Source organism: Virgibacillus dokdonensis (assembly GCF_900166595.1).
GTDB lineage: Bacteria > Bacillota > Bacilli > Bacillales > Amphibacillaceae > Virgibacillus > Virgibacillus dokdonensis.
In genome coordinates this window covers 1,698,224-1,720,638 of record NZ_LT745763.1, presented here as the reverse complement: position 1 = coordinate 1,720,638, position 22,415 = coordinate 1,698,224, and the positions used below count along the sequence as shown (strand labels likewise).

Below are 22,415 nucleotides of genomic sequence, written 5' to 3'. Positions count from 1 at the left end.
ACCAAGGGGAAAAGTCTTTTCGTACAGTGGAATATTCCAAGCATTGAACTTCATTCCCTTAACAACTTGTAGTTGCCTGAGGAAAAATTAGTTTATCGCTACATTTTTATTTCAAAACCGCAGTTTTGCTATAGGAACTCCTCCTATTTTAATGTACTATAAAACAAAGCCAGTTCCACTTTCGATTCTTAGAACCTTATATTATGAGAAATGAAACTGATTTATTCATTCTCATTTAACACCTTGATACCTCTAATTATATTTAAAATGAAGTAGTAAATATTGATGATGACAGCTAACATACCAACAGCTATTAATACACCACCATTCACAGTATCACTCAAATTGCTAAAGCCTAACGTTATAGTAACAATAATTAATCCTACAACAGTTATAAACGGTACTAAGTGCATCCCTAAAGCACTTTTCGCATGTTTTTTAACGTTCGTTTCAGCTACAAAATAGACAATAATTGGAAATAGGAACGGCGCGAAAAATACACTGAAGTAACAGAGGGACGATAAAATATTATTTGGATGCAAGTTTTTCACCTACTTTATCTTGTTGGTTGTAATTATTTTACCACATAAATTGTTAATGTATTCTTACGGTTTCGAAAGCATAAGCTTACTTTTTTGTAAGGAAACAGAAAACAAAAAGAACTATCTCTCATTATATAGAGATAGTTCTATGGTATAAGTATAGTCTTTATGCACTATAGATTTATTTTTTTCTAAGCATTAAAAGCTTCTAACATCCAAATATGTTTTTCCAAAGATGCTTTTATACCAATAAACAAGTCGCTTGTTGGTTGATCTTCTGTTTCTTCTGCAACTTCAATAATTTCATTCGACTCATTTACAATTTGTTGAAAATCAAGCACTAACTGGGCAACCATTTCATGATCAGATTCATTTCCAACCGCTTCGTGGATCGTAGCAGCCTCGAGATAGCCTTTTAATGAAGATAGTGGTTTCCCTTTAATGGTTAGCACTCGTTCTGCGATTTCATCAATGTAACTTGCTGCTTCATCATAATACTCTTCGAACTTTTCATGTAATGTAAAGAAATTAACCCCGTTCACATACCAATGATAATGGTGTAATTTTGTGTAAAGAACATTCCAGTTGGCTAATTGTTTGTTTAATGCGTCTATTAATTGTTGATTCATCTAATATCTCTCCTTCTGTGTTTGTTCAATTTATATTATACACTTTTTCATTATTTTTATCAAATAATATTATCATTTAATAACAATTATAATTTAATCAAAGTATATTCTTTTTTTACAGTTTTCCCAACGAAGTCTTATTCTATTAGTATCCTTTTTCTGGATATTTTTTCTGCGCACCTACCCATTGCTGCCCGTTTTCCCAAATCTCTTTTTTCCAAATAGGAACAACTTGTTTAATGCGTTCAATAGCATATTCATTTGCTTCATACGCAGCTTTTCTATGCGGTGAAGAAACAGCAATTAAAACAGCAATATCTGAAATGTGTAACTCTCCAATTCGGTGAACAATTGTTACTCTGATACCGGGCCATTTCTCTTCCATTTCTGCTCCAACTTCTACTAATTTTTTTTCTGCCATAGGAACATAAGCTTGATATGATAAATAAAGGGTTCGAACACCATGTGTCCATTCTCTAACATTCCCTGTAAATACTGTAACTGCTCCAGCATGGGGGTGAAGCACATAATCCATATAAGGTTTAACTTCAATAGGTTCTGATACAATAGCAAACGGCTTTAGCATGATGCTTCCCCTCCACACCATTCCCATAACCACTTATCTAATGCAGACAGGTTCACTCGTGATCTAATTTGGGGAAAAGAAATAGATTTATTTTCTACACCTACCACTAATACGATATTATTCAATCGCTTTAATTCATCCCATTCTACTTCATTTCTCACTAACACAACTTTTGATCCAGCTTCTTCTTTAAATCCTTCTATAAGTAATATATCAGGTTGATCCATGGAAGCTAGTTTTTTTAAGCGCTCAAAACTTGGAGTTTCATTTAACATTATTTGTACCGTTCCACCGCCAGACACAATGGACAAATCAGCACCACTTCGAAAAAATTGCATGGAGTCTGTATTTTCATCTGGCATTTTCAAACTTCCGTGCTCTCCATGATGGCCATGTTGTTTTATAACCGAAACAGAAAATCCTTTTGTTTTTAATAATTGGACCCAGCGAGAAACTAGGGTAGTTTTTCCGCTATTTTTAAAACCTACTACATGCAAAATTTTCATAAACGCCACACAGCCTCCCCTTGTTCCATGCCTAAAAGCAAAATATCTACCTGCATTCCTTTTTGATATCCACTAGAACCACTAGGCAAAACAATCAAACAATTTCCGCGTGCTATGGAAGATACTGCATTCGATTTATTAAAACCCGCTGGCTTAGCTACTACACCTTGTTCTGTCATCTCCCACACTCCACGAATAAATCGAGTAAATGGATTTTTCTTGATAAAGTCTTCTCCTAATTGAGCTTCTATAGAGGGCAAATACGGCTCGCTACTACCCATCATTGTTAAAATAGCTGGTCTAGTAAACAATTCAAACCCTGTAAAACAAGCAGAAGGGTTTCCCGATAAACCAAACAAAAGCTTATCGCCTTTAGTCGCAACGGTTGTAACACTTCCCGGACGCATCATCACTTTATCAAACAACACTTCTGCGCCTAATCGATCGTAAATCGCCAGTAAATAATCATAATCACCAACAGATACCCCACCAGTTGTAATAAGTATATCTGTTTCTTGTAAAGCTTGTGCCATTACTTGGGTACATTTTTGTAAATTATCTGACATGATACCATAATAATGACCTACAATTCCTAATCTATCTAGTTGCGCTTGAATCATTGGCCCATTAGAGTTTCGTATTTTTCCAAGCTGTAGTTGCTCCGTTACATCCAGCAATTCTGTTCCTGTTGCAAGCAAACCTACAACTGGCTTTTTAGACACATCCACTTCTGCATAGCCAAAGGTCGCAAGCAAGGCAATTGTACCTGGGTGAATTTTCGTACCAGACTTTATAAGCACTTCCCCTCTTTCAACATCTTCTCCTTTAAACGAGACGTGATCGCCAGTTTGAAGTGGCTCTTGTAATGTAAATCCGTCTATCATCTTTGTCGTCTTTTCTAACATAACAATAGCATCTGCTTGTTCTGGTAAGATGGCGCCCGTCATAATTCGATATGCTTCCCGCTTACCAATGGGTACATTTGGCACTGTCCCTGCTCCAATTTCCCCTATAACTTGAAAAGAAATGGGATGATGAGCTGATGCACCTTTCGTATCTTTTGATCGGATAGCATAACCGTCGTATGCAGAACGGTTAAAAGGTGGCACAGCATGACTCGCAACAATGGATTCCCTTAGAATTCGACCATTCGCTTTACTTAAGTTTACTTTTTCTATTGGTAACGGTTTAATTTGCTCCATCACGTACTGTATTGCTTGTGAAACGGATATTGGGCTTCTTCTCTCTATCACTAGTCCTCCCCCTCTTTCCTACGCATTTTCAACCAAATAACTGATGATACAACTTCCGACCTTTAGATATTTCTTTTAAACCATGAATAAATAACCTACCATTTTCAAATAAAATACAACGATAGGATGCAATGTAGAATTCAATAAAAAAGTCAGTGATGCGATACTCGATACCTAGCCTTTTCACTACTTGCTCACCATCGGATATAGTAAGCTTTCGTTTTTCATTAGGAATAACTTGTACCGTATCTCTACCACATAAAACTGCAAAATTCGTTTGTTCCTGTTTTTCCAATGCTGGATAGGTAGCTTGTGAAGAGCATGTTAAACAATCATCTTTTTTCAATCGAGATATTCCCGCCTCCACAAAGGTATTATCCCACAGATCAAAATGAAATAATTGGCTTCGTAGTTTCTCTTTATTTCCAGTCAACCATTTTAAAGCTTCTGCACTTTGATTCGCGGCTACCATACTTACGACTGGAGCAATTATTCCTGTAGTATCACATGTTTGTGTTACAGTTGGTAGTATAGGAAGTAAACACCGAAAACAAGCTGTCGTTTGCGGTACAAATGGAAACATTACCCCAGTACTTCCCACACAAGCACCATATATCCAAGGTATTCCACGCTTCCAAGCGGCATCATTCATTAAAAGACGTGTTTCAAAATTATCTGTTGCATCCATAATAATATCTGCGTCTGAAATGAGTTGTTCTAACAAAGGCCCATCTACGTGATCAAGAACAGTTAAAATGGTTGCATCTTCTCTAACTTTTTGTAAGCTCCTTTTAGCAGCAACTACCTTCGGAACGCCCTCTCGAGCATCCCGTTCTGTAAACAATTGCTGTCGTTGCAAGTTTGACATTTCTACGTAATCACGATCAGCTATTGTTAGCGTTCCCACACCAGCACGTATTAACGTCTCTGCTATATGTGTACCTAATGCCCCACACCCAATCATAACAACATGCGCAGATGCTAACATGGCTTGTCCGTGTTCTCCAATTGGTGAAAACAAAATCTGACGTGCGTATCTCTCTTTCATTGTACCCCTCCTTACTAGATCAGCTAGCAAGACAAACCATCCATTCATACAACACATTTGTTTTTTATCATATGCTCTTTCTTGACCTTTTTACAACGAAGCAAAGAACAAAGGCGCAAGCGCCCGTTTAGCAACGTAGCGAGTGGAACGAATCAACTGAGATAAAGGAACCACGGTGAGGCACGAACCGATGATGACTTATCATAGGGCGATGAAGCCGGACGTAGCTATTCGGTTATTTCCTTATTCACTAGCTCCTCACTTTACTTTCTTAATACTATAAACCAAAAAATTCTTATATTTTCCTATAGTGTAAAAGTAAGCAAATAAATTGCTATCTACTTTTCCGTGTGATATTTTTGCATAACATAGTGCAAAATTAAGTACGATTAACAGTGTTTTAACATGTATGATACTTAAAACAACAACGATGATATAGTCATTTTGTTATACTCATATTCTACGTGAAAAATGAAATAGTTAGCAAGGTGTTTTATTCTTTACACAGCGGGAGGTATGTTATGAGTAAATTAAATTATTACTCTCCGTCATCTCAAGAAAAGCTAACCGTGTTACAAAAGTATGCAAACGTAGAAAAGGACCTAGAAAAAAATGAAACCCTTTTCACTTCTGATGATATCGTCCATTCCTTTTACATTGTTCTACTTGGAAAAATTATGCTTCATAAACCAACAGCAGATGGACGAGAATTTACAATTAGAATATGTAAACAAGGGGATTTAATTGGAGAGCCTCATTTTTTAACCGCCCCTACAAAACACTTACTACATGCGACAGCCGTAGAAAGAAGTAAAATTATCACTATATCTATAGAAAAATTACCTGAACTTTTTTCAAATGAGAGCAAATTTATGTTATACCTATTTCAAGATGTATCCAAAAATGCAATTCGTGACCAGATGAAATTACGCGATTTAGTGATGTATGGAAAAAAAGGGGCTCTTTATGCTACGTTAATTCGTCTCGCTAACAGTTATGGGCAGACGAAAGAAACCGGCATCCTAATTAATACGTCGCTTACGAATCAAGACTTAGCCAACTTTTGTGGCACTTCACGAGAAAGTATTAATCGATTATTAAGTGATTTGCGCAAAAATAACATTATTTCTATTGAAAATAATAAGATACTCATTCATCAGTTAGCATATTTAAAAGAAACCATCCATTGTGAGGAATGCCCCATTGATATTTGCACAATTCATTAATATGGAATACCTTTTTTATTACTTCACACTTCTACAATTATTCTATTGCAGCTATAAGGAACGCACCTAAATTCATCCCGGAAACAGGGAACATGTTTCCGGGATATATCTCAGTCAAGGCATATATTACTTTTGAGACATTTTTGCCATAGGAACTTAGTAGTAAAGCTACGTTGTTCTAACCTTATTCTTTTTCCTTTTTCTCCGTATCGTCGTCCTCCATTAAATCGTTGGTTGCATTTTTAAATTCCTTTAAGGTGCTTCCAGCAGCTTTTCCTAATTCAGGTAGCTTTGAAGGTCCAAATATAATTAACGCAATAACTAATATTAAAATCAACCCTGGTATACCAATACTTGAAAACATACAAATCACTCCTTTTAAATTTCTTACTTTAAATAAACATTTTCATTAAAGCTGTGCAACAGAACTTATTTATGCGCTATACCCTTGATCTCTTCCATATAAAAGGGAATAAACATTTTGAAAAATGAATCCGAGAATTTATGTTGATGTTGCTTAAATATGACACCCAAACAAGGCGCTAAATATTTATCATACATTTCCTTACGTGCGTCCGCTAATTCGATAACAAGTTCATTATCCCCTTTTTCAAGTGCAACTGCTTCTTCCTTTAATGTAGCTGTAATAAAGGCGGTTAAACTACCAATATGATCAGGGAAAGCTTCACGCTCTAATGGATAATAAAACCCCAGCTTCTCATATGCTCCAATTAAACAAAGTAAATCTTGTTTCGTATCCAATTCCACTGTTTCTGATTTTTCACGGTAACTGGACATATATGGAGGAACAAAATATATACCAGGAATAGAAAAATAATTATCATGCCATATTTTCGTTTCTTTTCGGTCATAACAAGCATGGAATGGAAATTCATTTAGAAGACGCTCTGGCAACTGATTCATTGTCTGTTCATAATTATCCCAATCACCATACCAAATATGGGTAAATATTTGCGCTAGAATAAGTTTCCCGTAAGTTTCTTCTTGTGCTGTGAGCAATACCGCCACCCCCGCATAATAATTTTAGTTTTTTTTCACAATGTCTACATACATATCTAACTGAGCCGGAGAACCACCTACTTCATCAAACAGAACACCATGAGCAAAATTGGGGTCAACTTCCGTTAATTGATTTACGACAAAGCCTTCTGCACGACCTCCAGGAAAACCCGATTCTTCATGCATGACTGTATTAAACCTAAATGGCGTATGATTATACGTTGGTAAGTTTGCTTCTTTTTTCTGATCAATCGTTTGCGGTGTGGCACCATATCCAGTTTGCCCCATATTATATGCTGCACCAATAACGCCTGGAGCAATACCTCCTGTAACATAAACCGTCCCCTCTAGTGATACATTCCCTTTTTTAATCACTACGGCGTCTCCTGATTTAATGTCCTGTTTTTTTGCATCAACTGGATTTATCCAAATGTAATTATCTGCTCGAACTTCTCGCAACCAAGCACTGCTAATATTTCGATACGTACCCATATTTCTTGCTTTCCAATTAATAAATTGTAATGGTTGCTTCACATCTACATCTTTTTGATTATACGCTTGAATATTTCTGTACATCGGCATTCCTTCAAAATACTTACCATCAAACGAATTTTTACCAGCTGCAACTCCCTCATCATAAAAATCTACTTGCCCACCAAAACTATACTTCAAATGATTACTCTTATACTCATTACCAGCCTCTTCAAATCGACCACCACGATTCAAAACGTATACTACCTTAGCCCACTCTTCTGGTTTCACTGCTCGTTGCCACTTTTTCAAGTCAAAAAACTTCCCTAAAGCTTTTTTTCTCGCATTTTCAAAAATGGTCATTTCCCTTTTCACTGCATCAGGCACAGGTTTCCCATCATAGGCAATGTTTGCGACTCGCTTCAAATAATAATCCTCTTCACTATGCAGTGAACTGCCATCGGGAAATGCTTCATCCCCGTAACCAGGCAACTCCATCCGTTTAGCTAGTTCAATGACACTATTTTCAAATGAACGGACATCCGGGAAAACACGAGTTACTGGTTGATAAACGCTTGCCAATTTCGTCGTTATATTTGGGTAAATAGCTTCTCTACCCCATCGCTCTAAATAAACCGTATCTGGTAAAATAAAATCAGCATATTTGGATGTGTCACCAATTTGTACATCGGAGGCTACATATAAAGGTAAAATCTCTGGATCTTTTAATGCCTGCTCTTGAATTTGCCCATTAGGCGCCGATAATACGGGTGACATACGATGCGTGACTAACGCCTTCAATGGATATGGGTACTGATCTAATGCGCTTGGTAATACATCTCCAACCGTTTGTGGGCTAAAAGGAAACCAAGGACGTTTTGCCGGATAGCCATCTTTTTCAAATAAGGTAGAGTCTTCGTATTTGAATTGATTTCTTGCAATTCTAACTCCCCAAGGCGCACGTCCATTTGGGACAGTTAATAAGTCATATTTCCCTTCAAATTCCTTATAAAATGCTCCAGTAGTTATGTTCCCGCCTTTCCAATCATACGAACCAATCAAATGGTTTAAAATCGCAATTAAACGTTGGTTGTAATACCCATTTTCATGCATTGCCGGCCCTCTGTAAGCCATAATTGCCGAACGTTTGCCGTACGATGTAAAAGAACGGGCAAGTTTAACCATTTGTTCTTTTGGAATTGTAGTAATGGATACATATTCCTCTATTGTTTTTTCCTTAACTCTCTCTTTGTATAGTTGAAAAGCTGATTTAACCTTTATACCTTTAATGGTAGTATCCACTTCCAATTTGCCAGATTTAGCTTCAATATGTGAAACTGGCTCTCCATTCTCCATTACAACAAACTGTTCTTCTGTTCCTATGTTAATATCACTGGCACGTAATTTAGGACGCTTTGGATCAGACATGTTTACCAAATGTGTGGCATCACTCCAAGTCGGTTCTTCATCCCTCGCTGCAGTTTCTTTATTTGGATTTGTTAAATAGTCCTCATCATACCATTGTCGTTCAATAATAATTCGACCGAGTGCTAATGCTAATGCGGCGTCTGTACCTGGTTTAATCGGAAGCCACATTTGCGCTTTTTCAGCTGTTTTACTAAATCGCGGATCAACAACAGCCATTTGCATTCCATTCTCAATGGCATTGGTCAACTTGGGAGCGAGCCAAGTAGGTCCTTTATTCGCAACCATCGGATTCGTTCCCCATACTAACAGAAACAATGAATGATCCACATCGGCATACTGACGTTTTTTTGCCTTTTCTCCTGCATACGAACGTGTATTTCCTACTACCGAACTTATACCACAGATTCCACCATGATGATAATAGTTATTACTTCCTAGACTACGCAAGATAAAACGCTCCATAAAATCACGTCGATCACCAATCATAAAGGCTATTTGGTTTACTTTTGGCCCAAAATCAGGATGTTCCGTATCAATTAGCACATCTTTATATTTTTGATCAAAATCATTAAAGGTCATTTCTTCTTGTTTTACTTTTTCCCAATCTTGCATCACTTCTTCTTGTGGAGCATGTGCAGCTAATTCCTTTAATCCTGGCGTACTTAAAGTTTTGCTGCCATTTACAATTTCGTCATATGCTTCTTCCCAAGAAACCGTTTGCCACTTTCCACTACCACGAGCCCCTACTCGTCGTAATGGTTGTTTCACTCGATAGGAATCGTAAGCCGTTTGCATACCAGCTTGCCCTTTTAAACAAATACGACCACCCCGAGCTCCACGACCCCCTTTTTTAACATCACCTGTCCCTTTAATCGCATCATCTACAGACGTCTGATAAGCAATAGCTCCATAGGGTACCATATTTAGAGGACTGTATTGGTTTCCAGCTATTTTTCGAATCATGGAAGTGTAAGGTCCCGCTTGATTTCCTTCTGTTATATAAGCTTTAATTGTACAAAATGTATTACACTGTTCACATGTTGTAAAAATAACATTTTCAGCACCATAATCCTGGTAATCTGTACCGTACCCATGCCCCTCATTAAACCAAACGCCATTCACTACTTGTTTCACTGGTCCAATGAAAGAAGGACCAATTACAGCAACTGCACCAAATGCCCCCATTGCTTTTAAAAATTTCCGTCGATCCATGCGCTTATCTTCCATTTTGATCCCCCATTTCACTTACATCATCTGCTTGGTCAAGCGGAAGTAATCGATCAGCAATCGTAAAAATAAGCAATCCCATTGCTACAATTCCAACACTTACAAGCCATTCATTATAGGTTGGATAGTAGTCACCTGCTGGCATTCCCTCCATAATCGGAACTATTTGCGATGGGACAACAATATTGAATCGAACACCAATGATTCCAATTACGACAAGTATAGCAGCGATAAGTAGCGCATTTATATTTTTAGCTGTCTTTTTATAATAAACGAGAAATATAGGAACAACAGAGCCAAGAAACACTTGTATCCCCCAAAACGACCAGCTATAGGAACTTCGCATCATCGTTTGTAATGATAATAAATGAGAATCTGCTAAACTGTATAGAGCTACTAAATAATCATAGAATTGAAGTAATAAATCAATAAACAAGAAAGCGATCATTACTTTTGCTAGCCCAATTACCATGCCTTGATCAATTGGCTGTTTCAATGCTTTACTCCTAATGATATATATGGCAAGTAGTAGCGCTGTTCCTGAAACCATTGCAGACACAACAAAGATAATTGGAAAAATACCGCTGTTCCAAGAAGACCGAGCACTAACAACTGCAAATATAGCTCCAGTCCCTCCGTGTACACCTAAAATAGCTAATGGGATGCCGATTGTGCCTAATATTTTCATCCAACGGTGATCGCGCTTTTTCGTATAGTCATTAATAGTGCTATTTTTAAACGTTAAGAGCCGGGCTATCTTGCCTTTTAAACTATTGTAAGTGGCTAAACGAACAAAATCTGCTCGCATAGCAACATATAATTCTACCGTTAATAAAGTAATATAAATGACATAAAATCGCATCTCCCAGGCAAGGATACTCGTTACATTCCAGTGAACCAAGGCACTAAATGCACGCTCTGGCCTTCCTAAATCCATTAATACAAAAGTTAATGCTACAATCATACAAACAATAGCAGTAAATAAAGCCATCTTGCCTACTTTTTCATAACGCTCCATACCAAAAACAAAAATCATAGTTGAGAGCAAAAACGAACCTGCACTTAAACCAACAAAGAAAATATAGAATGCGATCCAAGCTCCCCATGGAGTTATAGAAGAAAGATTTGTCGTCGTTAAACCAAGCCACAATCGTTCAACAATAAAATAAGCACCTATAGCAAATAATACACATAAAATTCCGACCCACCATTTAAACCATATTGATTGCGTTTTCTTTGATTTATAATGGGATTGCTTCGCTTCATTTGCAACCGTTGACATTTTAATCCCTCCTTACTTTAGATAAATTACATTTGGACCTGCTCCCAAATCGCTCTTTAAACGAAAAGCTCTTGGACTATTAGCAAGTTTTGATACTGTGCTATTTGGATCATTTAAGTCTCCGAAAAAACGCGCATCTCCAATACATGTTTCTACACATGCAGGCTCTTCGCCTCTTTCTAAACGATGCAAACAAAAATTACATTTCCGTACAGTGCCAATTGGCGTCTTTTTTGGCTCCCGTTTGCCACGTTCAATTCCGTATTCTGGGCTAGTTACATCATTAAATCCTAACATCTCATCTTCATAACTTTCACCAAAATCATATGACCGTGCACCGTACGGACAAGCAACAATACAATACCTGCAGCCAATGCAACGGTCATTATCAATTGTTACAATTCCGTTATCCAATTTAAACGTTGCTCGAACTGGACAAACCTGAACACATGGAGGATTATCACAATGCATACAAGGCATTGGTAAGTTTACTTTCGATAAATGCGGAAATTCTCCGACTTCTCTTTCTAAAACAACATTATACGAAATTCCAGGAGGGGTTCTATTCTCTGCCTTACATGCAACCGTACAAGAATCACAACCAACACATTTCTGAAGGTCAATAACCATGCCCCATTTCACACCTTTATTCCCTTTTGTATGAGGTGCTTCTTGCGCAACATGTTCGCCAAACTCTTTCATCAGAGAAGCATGATATTTTTTATGAAACGATTGAATATCCAACTGACCTGCAACAACTTTTCTAGCATCGTCTGCCATATCTAATCCAAGTTTCGTATTATAAGGAGAATTCGCTAATTCTTCGCTGGCATTTGACAGCCGTTCATCCACAATTTGATTAAAGTCATCTTCCAGCAGTTGTTTTAAAAACACCTCTCCCACCCCTTTCACTTTTCTTTCTTCGATTGTAAAGCACTAGTAGGTAATGGTGGTGTAACATTTATCACACTTTTTCCAATTGTGATAAATTCGTCAAATTAAAGTAAATTTATGGTGTATCCAAATCAACTGTAGAAAAAATTATGGTTGTGGAAATGTGGCAACATACGCGGTACGCCATAAAAGCTTGGACTAAATAAAATTGGAAAACAAAAGAAGAGCGAAAACTGTAAGCCATGCTTTATTTTCAAATGACATGTTAACATCATAATTTTGAAATGGTATGGCCTTGCTCACGCTCATCTGCATATCGTTAACTGTTCGCCCTATCTTAGGACAGTTTCGTCTCTATACGTCATTCATTAAGATGATTAAAAAGGAAGGAGCAAAAAACGGATTATTTGTTTTACATATTTGGAAATAATCAGCAAGATAGTTGTAAACACGAACATGATCGGTATACTTAGATATGCTGGAAGTGATATATCAGGTGGAAAAATAATTTCAATTTGAGTTAGACCTATAGTGCGCAGAACACTACCACTTATTCCAATAATGACACTTACAATTAAACCAATGTATAACACACTAAAAACAAGTAAAGCTAACGCGGCGAAAAAGCGGTAGAAGAAGATCATTTAAAGAACTTCCTTTACAATTCGTATTGCACTCGAGCTTTTAGCAATCGTATACTGTTCAGTATAATACAATGTATTAATTTCACAGTTTTCCCCCAAAACAACATGCTCGCCACGAACGGTATTAGCTTGTGTGTGTGTTAGTTGAATATTTTTTCCAGTTATCAACTCACTTACAAGCCGACTAGAAAATGAAAAGCCTTTTTTTATAAGCAGTTTTTCTACATTCATTTTCCCAATATGACACGTATATTTCATAATGATCTCTCCATGCTCTGCTTCTAAATGATCCACTCTAATTTTGCCACGAACAAATATATCTTTCGTTTGTATATGTTTTGCGCTTAACGTTCCTGTAACAATTAACTCCTCAAGCTTTGCTCGATTCATTGTTAAATGACCACCACTTTTTAATTTTTTCATTTGCACAACATCATCAATAATACAGCTGCCTACTATAGTTGCTTCATGCGCTTTTATAGCTTCACAAAAGCGGTGATGACCTTGTGCAGTAATAGTACGTGCAAAAATTGGTTCTAATTGTTTACTTTGACCAATGAAACGAATGTTTTGATTCACCAATTAATTCAACTCCTATATATTTTAATAAATAAACTATATAGCATGTGAACTAATATTACAATAAAAAAAGAGCCCTTTAAGAGCTCTTGGATACTATTTTATTCATTAATTGATTTACTTCATGTAGAATCGTCGCCAGTTCTTTCAGTTGATGAGGGGGATACTTTGCAAAGGTTTTTTGCACATATTTATCCCCTTCAGATGTTAGCTGCATCCTAACGACACGCCGATCCGTCGTATCCCGTACGCGCGTAATTAACCCCGTCTTTTCCAACTTGTCGCACATGGATGTTACTGCTCCGGGCGTGACGCCAGCAAATGATGCAATTTCCGCTGCTTTTAATCCCCCACTCGTTTTTAATTTAATCAGCAACACGATTTGTGACGGTGGCAATTCTCCATTAGATGCTAACACATCCATAAACTGCTTCGATTTATATTGAATGTCTACAATCTCATGCATGATTGTTTCTATATTGCTCATTCGATCACTGCCTATTAGTTAATTTAATAGCTAAATTATATTATATGTAAACATAAAAATCCAATAACAAAAAACGAGAGTGTAAAATATTTTGTGTAAATAGAAATACCAATTAAACAAGTTCATAGAAAAAGGAAGACCCTTTTTGTAGAATAAAGTTAGCACACAAAATTCACAGAAAAGAGGTCTTCCCTATGAACCATCTTACTACAGATTTAATTGAAGCACTAGCAAAAAAACAAGATATTGAAGAAGTTTTTCGCCGTCATCTAGAAGAAGCTATTAACCAATTACTAAAGCATGAATTAACTGTATTTCTGGATTACGAACCGTATGAACGCAAGGGAGTTCATTCAGGTAACTCTCGTAATGGGTTTTATGACCGTACTTTTAAGACGGAGTACGGTCAGCTACAACTTCGTATACCAAGGGATAGGAACGGAGAATTTCAACAACAAACAGTGGCTCCATATAAGCGTTCTAATGACACGCTGGAACAGTTTGTTATTCACCTTTATGAAAAGGGAATCACAACAGATGAAATCGCACATCTAATCGAACGAATGTACGGACATCATTACACCAAACAGACCGTATCTAACTTAACAAAATTGGTAGCAGAAGATGTACAAGCATTTCATGAACGTAAATTAGAAAACCGTTACGCATGCATTTACTTAGATGCTACTCAAATCCCTATCCGTCGTAACACGGTAGAGAAAGAGTCTGTATATATTGCAATTGGGATCACGGAAGACGGCATAAAAGAAGTATTAGACTTTACTATTGCACCAACAGAATCCGCACACGTATGGGAAGAATTGATGCAGGAACTATATCAGCGTGGTGTTGCAGACGTTCTGCTCTTCATCTCAGACGGTCTAACTGGCATGACAGATGCTATTCACCGTGTCTATCCTAAAGCAAAGCATCAGGTGTGCTGTGTCCATGTTGCCCGCAATATTGCTAAGAAGGTTCGTGTCAAAGACCGTGCAGAGATACTTAGTGACTTTAAAACGGTTTATCATGCCATAGACAAAAAAGAAGCCCTACAAGCGTTAGAACAGTTTCAAAGCAAATGGGAAAAGACATATCCACGTGTCATTGACGCAGTTGTAAAAAATGAACAATTATTAACATTTTATGAGTTCCCTGCCTCTATTCGACGGAGTATCTATTCGACAAATTTAATTGAAGCCTTCAATAAAGAAATAAAGAGATACGTCAAACGAAAAGAGCAGTTTCCAAACAAGGAGGCTTTAGAACGTTTTCTTGTCACGCGATTTCTAGAGTATAATCATAAATTCAGCATGCGCTGCCATCGAGGCTTTGATCAGGCAAAATCTGAATTAGTTGCCTTGTTCGAATCTCTGGAAAATGGGACTTAGAACCCGCCATCCTTGACCTTGTTTACGGTCGTGGTGTATATCTACTGGCGGGTGCAGAAAATATAGCCACATAAGGCTCCACCCGCTTTTTTATGGTACCACGACCGTACTCTTCTATGCTCTCGCTGGCAGGGTCCCCTATGCCCAACACAGCGAATCACAAAGAAGAGGCACAAGGTCAAGGACAAGCAGCTAACGCTGTGGCTATAGAGATTTCCTGATTATTTATTCAGAGTTAACATCTACAAAAGGGGATTTACACAAAATTATTGACACACCCCAAAAAACTTATAATCTAGTGATTATTTAATAAAAACAGTTCTTTTCCATTCTATTAAGTACCTACTTATAACAGGGACGCCAGTTCTATCTATAATTTGGTTTTTCCAAAAGGCTATAGAGCCAATCACTGCCTTCTTGCACAAATTGTTTAGAGGGGGTGAAATGAGGTGTATGCTCTAATATGAAATAGATGCCATTCATACCGGCGAGCTCTTTTATAACATGCTGGACTTTAAGATATTTTTGACCTTCCTCCTGTGTCGGATGGATCGGTAGCCAAAAATACTTTTTGTCTTTACATGCAACATGATGTAGATGTACTACTTTAATATGTTCCTCCATTTAGAGATATAAGATAGCGCTTTTTCTTTTGCTCCCAGTAAATAATCTCCAATATCGATACAGAGCTTTATGTCGTATTTGAACCATCTTTCAACGGAAAAATGATGGAGTAATTCGATATTTGCAGGAGAACGATTAAACCCTAGCTTTGGTTCACAAACAATTGGGATATCATACTTCAATTGTAAATGTTGTAACCGCCTTAAACCACTTTCCATTTTTACCATCATTTGTTCTTCAACCTTAGATTTAAAATAAGGAAAATGAACCAATACATATTTCGCTCCTAACTTAGACATCCAATTTATTTCCTCTTCAAACTGTGACCAAGCAACTTCCGGCTCTATGTTAACATACTGCAAAAGGTCATATTTGCTTCTAGTTCGATATAACGGAGAATGTAAGCCAAAGCTGAACCCGTGTCTATCCTTTAAAGACTTAAATTTTTCAAAAGCTGTTTGGTCAGAAAATTCTCCTATCTCTATATGATCAACGAAGTCATATGCAAACAGTTCATATAACTTCGAAGAATTTGTTAGTATCGTACTACCAGAAATTCCGCAGTGATACATCTAAAACCCCCCCCTTTTTTAGAGCTTATCTATTATTTATAATCATAAAATAAAAGGCAGTTTTGCAATGTATTAATCATTTTAAACTTCTTATAGTCAATTAAAGGCAATAACCAATACAGGAAGGTTATTGCCTTTATGAAACGAATTATCCAATCATTTTCTTCTCTTTACGTACTAGTGCCATGATTCCAGCAACTAAATAAACAACTCCGCCAAAACTCCCAAAAAACATCGTCAGAAAGGTTCCCCCTATTGCAGTAATAAGTAAGATAACCCCTGCTATCTTTGGTTTTTTATTTCCGACAAGCAAGAAGATGGAAATCAAACCAAAAATAACACTAACGATAGAAACAATTAACATGGTTGTAGCAGCAGACTCCACTGTCTGGGATAGATCTTCTGCACTTACCTCATTAGTTCCTTCTTCTTGTAAAACTTCTTCAAACAGCTGTTGTATTTCGCCGCTATCTGCTGACAAATACGTTGCAGATCCAAAAATTAAAATTCCAAAAAGTAAAATTCCGATAACCGTAAAAACTATTTCTCCTGTTCGTTTCATAGTTAAGCCTCCAATAATTTTTTGTAAAAAACAAATACAGTCATATAGACATATGTATAGGAATCCATATAACCAACCATTTGTAGTTTAAAAAGCTATCTACATGTCCGGTTGATATCAAAGCAATGAAACATCCCCCCCTTTATGAAAGTGAGTATCCATTTAATTCTTATACGAATAAGCGATGTATTTAGTTTCAAAAAACAAAAAAATTTTACTTTATGTTGCTAGATTAATTTAACATATTTCTATAGCTTTAACGCAAGATAAATGTAACAACTTTTTTGTTGCAAATCGTTTTAGTATTGCTTTTTATTCATGATTACAACAGACAAGCTATAGCCAATGGTAAGCCAAATAATAACGACGAAGGGAAGCATCATGAGCGTTTGATTCAACATCTTCTCTGTAAAGACAACACCTAATTCATTTAGTTTGCTCAGCATAAAAATGATCAGTGCTCCAGGAATAACATAGCCTAGAATTAAAAACATCCGCGCTTTTTCAGCTCCAAATTTCAACAGTAATAAGATAGAGTTCGTTCCAAATATTAAAGCTACAGAGGCACTTAAAATTATCATTTGCCCCATTTCTTTTATAACCATTTTACTAGACAATGTCATTTGAAAAATTACTGTTGCCAAACTCCCTAAAACAATAGAAAGGGTAAGCCCAATCAGTGTGAACAAAAGCAGTGTCACAAACTTTCCTTTTACAATATCTTTACGATCTATAGGAAGTGCAATAGCAAACTGCTCCCATTTACTATTATGATCGATAGCAAAAGACGTCGTGCTCATCATACTGCACACGATTGTACCCGTAACAATAAAACCTATAAAACCTTGTGTCGGAACAATAGCAAGCGCAAGAATGAGCATCATCATTAATAACCCTTTTCCGTTATTTAATACATTATAAACATCTTTTAACACTAATCCCTTCATTTCATTTCTCTCCTTTAATATAAATCGCCATCATGTCATCAATAGACAATCCATCTATAGTTAACTCTGGGTATGCCTCTTTCATTCCAGGTGCATCTTTGATCACAACCTCACAGAGTGAGTTAGTTTTATGATAAGCAAAAATGACATTCTTAGGAATATATTGTAACTGCTTTTCTGAACAGCGTATTATCCCATACTTGTACAACAATTCATCTTTGTCTAACTGTAATATAATTTTCCCATCATGAATCATAACTATATAATCCGCTATTCGCTCAAGATCATTAGTGATATGAGAGGATATCAAAATGGAATGTTCTTCATTTTGAATAAACTCCAAAAACAAATCCAACATTTCCATACGTGCAGACGGATCTAAGCCACTAGTTGGCTCATCTAAAATTAATAGTTTAGGAGAATGCGCTAAACCAATAATGATATTTAATTTCATCTTCATCCCTTTGGAATAATTCCCTAACAATTGACTTTTATGGAGTTTAAAGCGATCAAGCAGTTGAAAATATTTATCTGAGTCCCAAGATTGAAAAATGCCTTTTAAAACTTTGTCAATCTTTATTGCATTTATTTTTTCATAAAAATTGATTTCATCATATACAACCCCAATTTCTTCTTTAATGGCTTTATTTAAAGTTTTCCCAAAGAAAAGAACTTCTCCCTCATCTTTTTCCATAACATCCATCATAAGTTTAATCGTGGTTGTTTTGCCAGCACCATTTTCACCAACGAGACCAACAATTCTTCCCTGAGGCACTGTAAAATTTAACCCTTCTATGCGAAGTGTTCCTATTTCTTTTTTTAGGTTTTTAACTTCTATCTCCTTCATGTATATCTTCTCCTTGATTAAAATAGTCTAATAAATCGTGCACTTGGTTGATACTAACGTCTATTTTTCTAGATATTTTAATAACTGCATGTAAATGTTGTTCTAGTTTCTTGGTCATTTCTTCTTCAAAAAAAACATGGCAATTCTCAGAAATGAATGAACCCTTAGCTGGTATCTTTTCTATAAAACCTTCTTTTACAAGTTCATCATAAGCACGCTGCACGGTAATTACACTAATACGTAATTGCTTCGCTAAAGCGCGCATGGAAGGGATGGGACTCCCAGGTTCTAAATCTCCCTCTGATATTTGTTTTTTAATTTGTTCAATAATTTGCTCATAGATTGGCAATTGACTATTTTTTATTATAAAAATATCCATCCATTCACCACCAAGTGTAATAACTGTACTTATTCAATAAGTACAGTATAGGTTCATTTTTTATTAAAATCAAGTCTCGATGACGAGGCACACTCAAATGGTTGCTTATATAATAACTTCAAATATTGTTCCTCTACTAGATACAATCTAAAGCAAGTCGGAAATTGTATTATTCGTGTAGACAGCAACCTACCAAAAATTATTACTAGGATGTTTAGCGTGGGGAGCAGGAAAAATTTTTATTCTTATATTAGGTATGGTTTAAATGAAGGAAAGCAACGAAGGATTCATAATATTTTATTACTCCACAAATGTGACCAAAATAAAACGCATGGAAAAGGAAGTAATGATAAGGAATTTAATGGGGTTGTAGGACAATTAAAAATGTGACCACTTTCCAGTAATAAATAAACAAGAAACCGATTAAAAACAGAAAAATAACTTGGAAAGATACATTTTATTCCTTTCTTTGACTTACAAATATAATACTTTGACAGATTTTTCAAAGAAATGAACATAAAACTTATCTCTGATCCATAGGATATAAGTCAACAAAAAAATGGAGCAACTGTTATAAGCAGAAACTCCACTTTTATCCATTATGCTTATTTTAAGTACATATCAATAACCATTCTACCTTGAATCGTTCCATCTTCCATTTCTTGAAAAATATCATTAACTTCTTCTAACTTACGAGGTTGAACAACTGGTACTACTTTTCCTTCTGCACCGAACATAAATGCCTCTTCTAAATCTTTTCGAGTTCCGACCAACGAGCCGATGATTTCAATGCCGTCTAGCACACTCTTGATAATGTCTAAATCCATTTTCTCAGGAGGCAAGCCAACATTAACGACTTTGGAGGTTGGACGTACAGCATTAACGGCTTGATTAAATGCCGCTTTCGATACAGCTGTCACAACTGCTGCATGAGCTCCACCGATTTCCTTTTGAATCACTTCATCAACATTAGCAACGTTTTTTACGTTGTATGTTACGTCAGCGCCAACCTCTTTTGCCAGCTGTAATTTATCGTCATTAATATCAACAGCGATAACTTTCGCATTAAAAACCCGTTTTGCGTATTGGATAGCGAGGTTTCCAAGCCCTCCAGCTCCAAAGATAACGATCCATTCACCAGGGCTTACATTAGATACTTTTATTGCTTTATAAGTAGTTACACCTGCACATGTTATACTTGTCGCTTGCTGTGGATCTAGACCTTCTGGTACCTTCACTGCATAATCGGCTGCAACAATACATTGTTCAGCCATGGCTCCATCAACACTGTAACCAGCATTTTTTACATCCCGACAGAATGTTTCTCGACCAGTCACGCAATATTCACAAGAGCCACATCCTTCAAAAAACCACGCTACACTGACACGATCCCCTACGTTTAAAGATGTTACATCATCTGCAATTTCTTTTACGATACCTACACCTTCATGCCCTAAAACACGTCCAGGAACTTCCCCGAAATCACCTTTAGCAACATGTAAATCAGTATGGCACACACCACAATATTCAATATCTACAAGCGCTTCACCAGTTTCTAACGGACGCAACGTAACATCTTTCACATCAACAAGCTTGGTTTTTTCAGAACTTACAACTGCTGCTTTCATATTTAACCCCTCCATCACACTAATATGATAACCTTTTCACAAAGATTAGGATTCTATTATATGATGGTGTTTCCTTAATTTCAAGTTTTACCCAAAAACATTTTAGTTTAGCAACTATTTATTCATTAATTCGCCCATCTAATATGCGAATTTGCTGTTGTGTACGTCAATTGTTCCTTGTTCTGCTAATTCCATGTAAATTTTTTTATATATTTAGAAAGAACACGCTTCTTCTACTTCTATTTGACTTTGTATATTATGAAGGGCAATTAAAAGGATGCACATACTCAAACTTTTTCGTTTGTATAGCAATTTAATAAGTTGCAACAATATTTATGATGGAAAACTCTCTAGAGTAAAGGTTTCGACTATTCACCCAAATGCAGACATCATTCTATTTGAAAAATATTGGGTAGAGGAAAAGAAATCTGCAAAGAAGAAAGAATAGGCGAAGCAAAAAAGGAACTGCATCTACAGCTCCTATTAGTACTACTATTTTTAAAACTTTTGATTTGTCAAATTAAGCGAGACAACATGCTTTTATCAAAATCCTGACCGACATAATCTATGAAACACTCCATTGGTGTTTTGTATTTCAATGATTTCCTTGGTATGTTATTCCGTCGGAGTGCAACCTCAGAAATATACTCTTGTGACACAGGATTAAAGTCCATTTCTTTTGGTAGCCCATTCTTTCTCAGAAGACCGTTGGAATGCTCATTTAGCCCCCTTTGGGATGGCGTTCCAGGATCTGCAAAATAAATATCAACATCTTGTTCATTGCTGATGGATTTCCAATTGGAAAACTCTTTCCCGCAGTCAAAGATAATGGACTTAAATAAGTGTTTTGGTAATCGCTCAAACCATTGATTGAGCGATGTTTCAATATTGGTTGCCTGTCTACCAGCTGGTTTAATTGCGATGATGCATTTTGTTAAACGCTCAACAAGCGTGATGACAGCGCTCTTGTGATGACGTCCCACAATGGTATCTCCTTCTAGATGACCAAATTCTTTCTTGTAATTTGGGTGATCGTGATCACGATCAAGGATGGTGCGGCGAAATTTTTGTTTTCCTCTTCTTTCCTGGTGACCATTTGGTTTGCGTTTGCCTTGCATAGGTAAATCATTTTGGTTAAATTCGCCTGATGAAAACTTTCGATAAAGCGTGCGCATGCTGCAGGAGATAGTCTTTTCGTTTCGTCCGATTATTACATCAGGCGTCCAGCCATCGCGGACTTTTTCATGAATATAGGCTTTTTCGTTAGGTGTTAATTGAATCTTTTTACGACCACATGTCGCTTTATTCGCTTGATATTGTAGATAAACGTCTATCGCAGTAAGTCCTTCTTTCAGTTGTCTAATAACACGATAAACAGCTTCATGGCCGCGCTTTAATTTATTGGCAATTTTTCGACCAGAAACGCCGAATTCATGATATTCCTCTATGAATACCAGTTCTGTTTTGGTAAGATGGGTGTAGGACATGTCAGATACACTCTCCTTAACTTTGGTTGGTTATTCGTTGAGTATATCATGACATGTCTTTTTTGGTGTCTCGCTTAATTTTACAATCTAGGACTAAAAAGCCTGACGGTGTGATCATAGTGGACTATGACAACAGAAAACGTTCTTTTACAAATAGGG

The 22,415-nt window shown here is 36.6% G+C and carries 25 protein-coding genes; 3 read left to right on the top strand and 22 right to left on the bottom strand.

What is annotated here, in order from left to right:
- Positions 1 to 221 precede the first annotated feature (221 nt).
- The 6 genes from B2C77_RS09510 to B2C77_RS09485 form a co-directional block, all read right to left on the bottom strand.
- Positions 222 to 542 (bottom strand): magnetosome magnetite crystal formation protein family, encoded by a 321-nt coding sequence (locus B2C77_RS09510; RefSeq protein ID WP_077703399.1) that lies wholly within the window; start codon positions 540 to 542, stop codon positions 222 to 224.
- A 191-nt stretch (positions 543 to 733) separates the two neighbouring features.
- On the bottom strand, positions 734 to 1,171 hold the full coding sequence (locus B2C77_RS09505; protein ID WP_077703398.1) for a Dps family protein: 438 nt from the start codon (positions 1,169 to 1,171) through the stop codon (positions 734 to 736).
- 145 nt (positions 1,172 to 1,316) lie between these two features.
- Positions 1,317 to 1,757, bottom strand: coding sequence for a molybdenum cofactor biosynthesis protein MoaE (locus B2C77_RS09500; RefSeq protein ID WP_077703397.1), 441 nt, complete (start codon positions 1,755 to 1,757; stop codon positions 1,317 to 1,319).
- Positions 1,751 to 2,263 carry a molybdopterin-guanine dinucleotide biosynthesis protein B gene (gene mobB / locus B2C77_RS09495; protein WP_077703396.1) on the bottom strand — a complete coding sequence of 171 codons (513 nt, stop codon included), beginning with the start codon at positions 2,261 to 2,263 and terminating at the stop codon, positions 1,751 to 1,753. The genes B2C77_RS09500 and mobB overlap by 7 nt, the downstream gene beginning before the upstream one ends.
- A complete protein-coding gene (locus tag B2C77_RS09490) occupies positions 2,260 to 3,516 on the bottom strand; it encodes a molybdopterin molybdotransferase MoeA (RefSeq protein ID WP_077703395.1) in 1,257 nt (418 codons plus the stop codon). The genes mobB and B2C77_RS09490 overlap by 4 nt, the downstream gene beginning before the upstream one ends.
- A gap of 28 nt (positions 3,517 to 3,544) precedes the next feature.
- A complete protein-coding gene (locus B2C77_RS09485; protein ID WP_077703394.1) occupies positions 3,545 to 4,564 on the bottom strand; it encodes a ThiF family adenylyltransferase in 1,020 nt (339 codons plus the stop codon).
- Positions 4,565 to 5,085: 521 nt separating this feature from the next.
- Here B2C77_RS09485 and B2C77_RS09480 point away from each other — a divergent pair.
- Positions 5,086 to 5,790 carry a Crp/Fnr family transcriptional regulator gene (locus tag B2C77_RS09480; RefSeq protein ID WP_077703393.1) on the top strand — a complete coding sequence of 235 codons (705 nt, stop codon included), beginning with the start codon at positions 5,086 to 5,088 and terminating at the stop codon, positions 5,788 to 5,790.
- Positions 5,791 to 5,974: 184 nt separating this feature from the next.
- On the opposite strand, the gene B2C77_RS09475 is transcribed toward B2C77_RS09480, so the two are convergent.
- From B2C77_RS09475 to B2C77_RS09440, 8 genes are all read right to left on the bottom strand, one after another.
- Positions 5,975 to 6,154 (bottom strand): twin-arginine translocase TatA/TatE family subunit, encoded by a 180-nt coding sequence (locus B2C77_RS09475; RefSeq protein ID WP_077703392.1) that lies wholly within the window; start codon positions 6,152 to 6,154, stop codon positions 5,975 to 5,977.
- A 65-nt stretch (positions 6,155 to 6,219) separates the two neighbouring features.
- Entirely contained in the window at positions 6,220 to 6,810 is a 591-nt protein-coding gene (locus B2C77_RS09470) for a molecular chaperone TorD family protein (RefSeq protein ID WP_077703391.1), read from the bottom strand.
- A 24-nt stretch (positions 6,811 to 6,834) separates the two neighbouring features.
- Positions 6,835 to 9,936 (bottom strand): molybdopterin-dependent oxidoreductase, encoded by a 3,102-nt coding sequence (locus tag B2C77_RS09465; protein ID WP_077703390.1) that lies wholly within the window; start codon positions 9,934 to 9,936, stop codon positions 6,835 to 6,837.
- Positions 9,926 to 11,218, bottom strand: a complete 1,293-nt coding sequence (gene nrfD / locus B2C77_RS09460) for an NrfD/PsrC family molybdoenzyme membrane anchor subunit (protein WP_077703389.1) — start codon at positions 11,216 to 11,218, stop codon at positions 9,926 to 9,928. The genes B2C77_RS09465 and nrfD overlap by 11 nt, the downstream gene beginning before the upstream one ends.
- 12 nt (positions 11,219 to 11,230) lie before the next feature.
- Positions 11,231 to 12,112 (bottom strand): sulfate reduction electron transfer complex DsrMKJOP subunit DsrO, encoded by an 882-nt coding sequence (gene dsrO / locus B2C77_RS09455; RefSeq protein ID WP_176087308.1) that lies wholly within the window; start codon positions 12,110 to 12,112, stop codon positions 11,231 to 11,233.
- 377 nt (positions 12,113 to 12,489) lie between these two features.
- Positions 12,490 to 12,756, bottom strand: coding sequence for a hypothetical protein (locus tag B2C77_RS09450; RefSeq protein WP_077703387.1), 267 nt, complete (start codon positions 12,754 to 12,756; stop codon positions 12,490 to 12,492).
- Positions 12,757 to 13,338: a hypothetical protein gene (locus B2C77_RS09445; RefSeq protein WP_077703386.1), complete on the bottom strand. Its 582-nt coding sequence runs from the start codon at positions 13,336 to 13,338 to the stop codon at positions 12,757 to 12,759. It lies immediately after the preceding gene.
- A gap of 76 nt (positions 13,339 to 13,414) precedes the next feature.
- Positions 13,415 to 13,822 carry a MarR family winged helix-turn-helix transcriptional regulator gene (locus tag B2C77_RS09440; protein WP_077703385.1) on the bottom strand — a complete coding sequence of 136 codons (408 nt, stop codon included), beginning with the start codon at positions 13,820 to 13,822 and terminating at the stop codon, positions 13,415 to 13,417.
- Positions 13,823 to 14,016: 194 nt separating this feature from the next.
- On the opposite strand from B2C77_RS09440, the gene B2C77_RS09435 reads away from it, so the two are divergent.
- Positions 14,017 to 15,210, top strand: a complete 1,194-nt coding sequence (locus tag B2C77_RS09435) for an IS256 family transposase (RefSeq protein ID WP_077703384.1) — start codon at positions 14,017 to 14,019, stop codon at positions 15,208 to 15,210.
- 366 nt (positions 15,211 to 15,576) lie between these two features.
- On the opposite strand, the gene B2C77_RS22060 is transcribed toward B2C77_RS09435, so the two are convergent.
- The 6 genes from B2C77_RS22060 to B2C77_RS09410 form a co-directional block, all read right to left on the bottom strand.
- The gene (locus B2C77_RS22060) at positions 15,577 to 15,834 is read right to left on the bottom strand and encodes a hypothetical protein (RefSeq protein WP_254843965.1); all 258 of its coding nucleotides are present in this window, start codon (positions 15,832 to 15,834) and stop codon (positions 15,577 to 15,579) included.
- Positions 15,813 to 16,406, bottom strand: coding sequence for an apurinic/apyrimidinic endonuclease family protein (locus tag B2C77_RS09430; RefSeq protein ID WP_254843964.1), 594 nt, complete (start codon positions 16,404 to 16,406; stop codon positions 15,813 to 15,815). The genes B2C77_RS22060 and B2C77_RS09430 overlap by 22 nt, the downstream gene beginning before the upstream one ends.
- A 148-nt stretch (positions 16,407 to 16,554) precedes the next feature.
- Positions 16,555 to 16,968 (bottom strand): DUF4064 domain-containing protein, encoded by a 414-nt coding sequence (locus B2C77_RS09425; protein ID WP_077703383.1) that lies wholly within the window; start codon positions 16,966 to 16,968, stop codon positions 16,555 to 16,557.
- 299 nt (positions 16,969 to 17,267) lie between these two features.
- Positions 17,268 to 17,915 carry an ABC-2 transporter permease gene (locus B2C77_RS09420; protein ID WP_077703382.1) on the bottom strand — a complete coding sequence of 216 codons (648 nt, stop codon included), beginning with the start codon at positions 17,913 to 17,915 and terminating at the stop codon, positions 17,268 to 17,270.
- 1 nt (position 17,916) lies between these two features.
- Positions 17,917 to 18,762, bottom strand: a complete 846-nt coding sequence (locus B2C77_RS09415) for an ABC transporter ATP-binding protein (protein ID WP_077703381.1) — start codon at positions 18,760 to 18,762, stop codon at positions 17,917 to 17,919.
- Positions 18,743 to 19,141, bottom strand: a complete 399-nt coding sequence (locus tag B2C77_RS09410; RefSeq protein WP_077703380.1) for a GntR family transcriptional regulator — start codon at positions 19,139 to 19,141, stop codon at positions 18,743 to 18,745. Before B2C77_RS09410 ends, B2C77_RS09415 begins: the two co-directional genes overlap by 20 nt.
- Before the next feature lie 219 nt (positions 19,142 to 19,360).
- On the opposite strand from B2C77_RS09410, the gene B2C77_RS21660 reads away from it, so the two are divergent.
- Entirely contained in the window at positions 19,361 to 19,531 is a 171-nt protein-coding gene (locus B2C77_RS21660) for a hypothetical protein (protein WP_164085515.1), read from the top strand.
- Between the two features lie 215 nt (positions 19,532 to 19,746).
- Here the strand turns inward: B2C77_RS21660 and adhP are convergent, their stop codons facing one another.
- On the bottom strand, positions 19,747 to 20,769 hold the full coding sequence (gene adhP, locus B2C77_RS09405; protein ID WP_077703379.1) for an alcohol dehydrogenase AdhP: 1,023 nt from the start codon (positions 20,767 to 20,769) through the stop codon (positions 19,747 to 19,749).
- A gap of 515 nt (positions 20,770 to 21,284) precedes the next feature.
- A complete protein-coding gene (locus B2C77_RS09400; protein WP_077703378.1) occupies positions 21,285 to 22,256 on the bottom strand; it encodes an IS30 family transposase in 972 nt (323 codons plus the stop codon).
- Positions 22,257 to 22,415 lie beyond the last annotated feature (159 nt).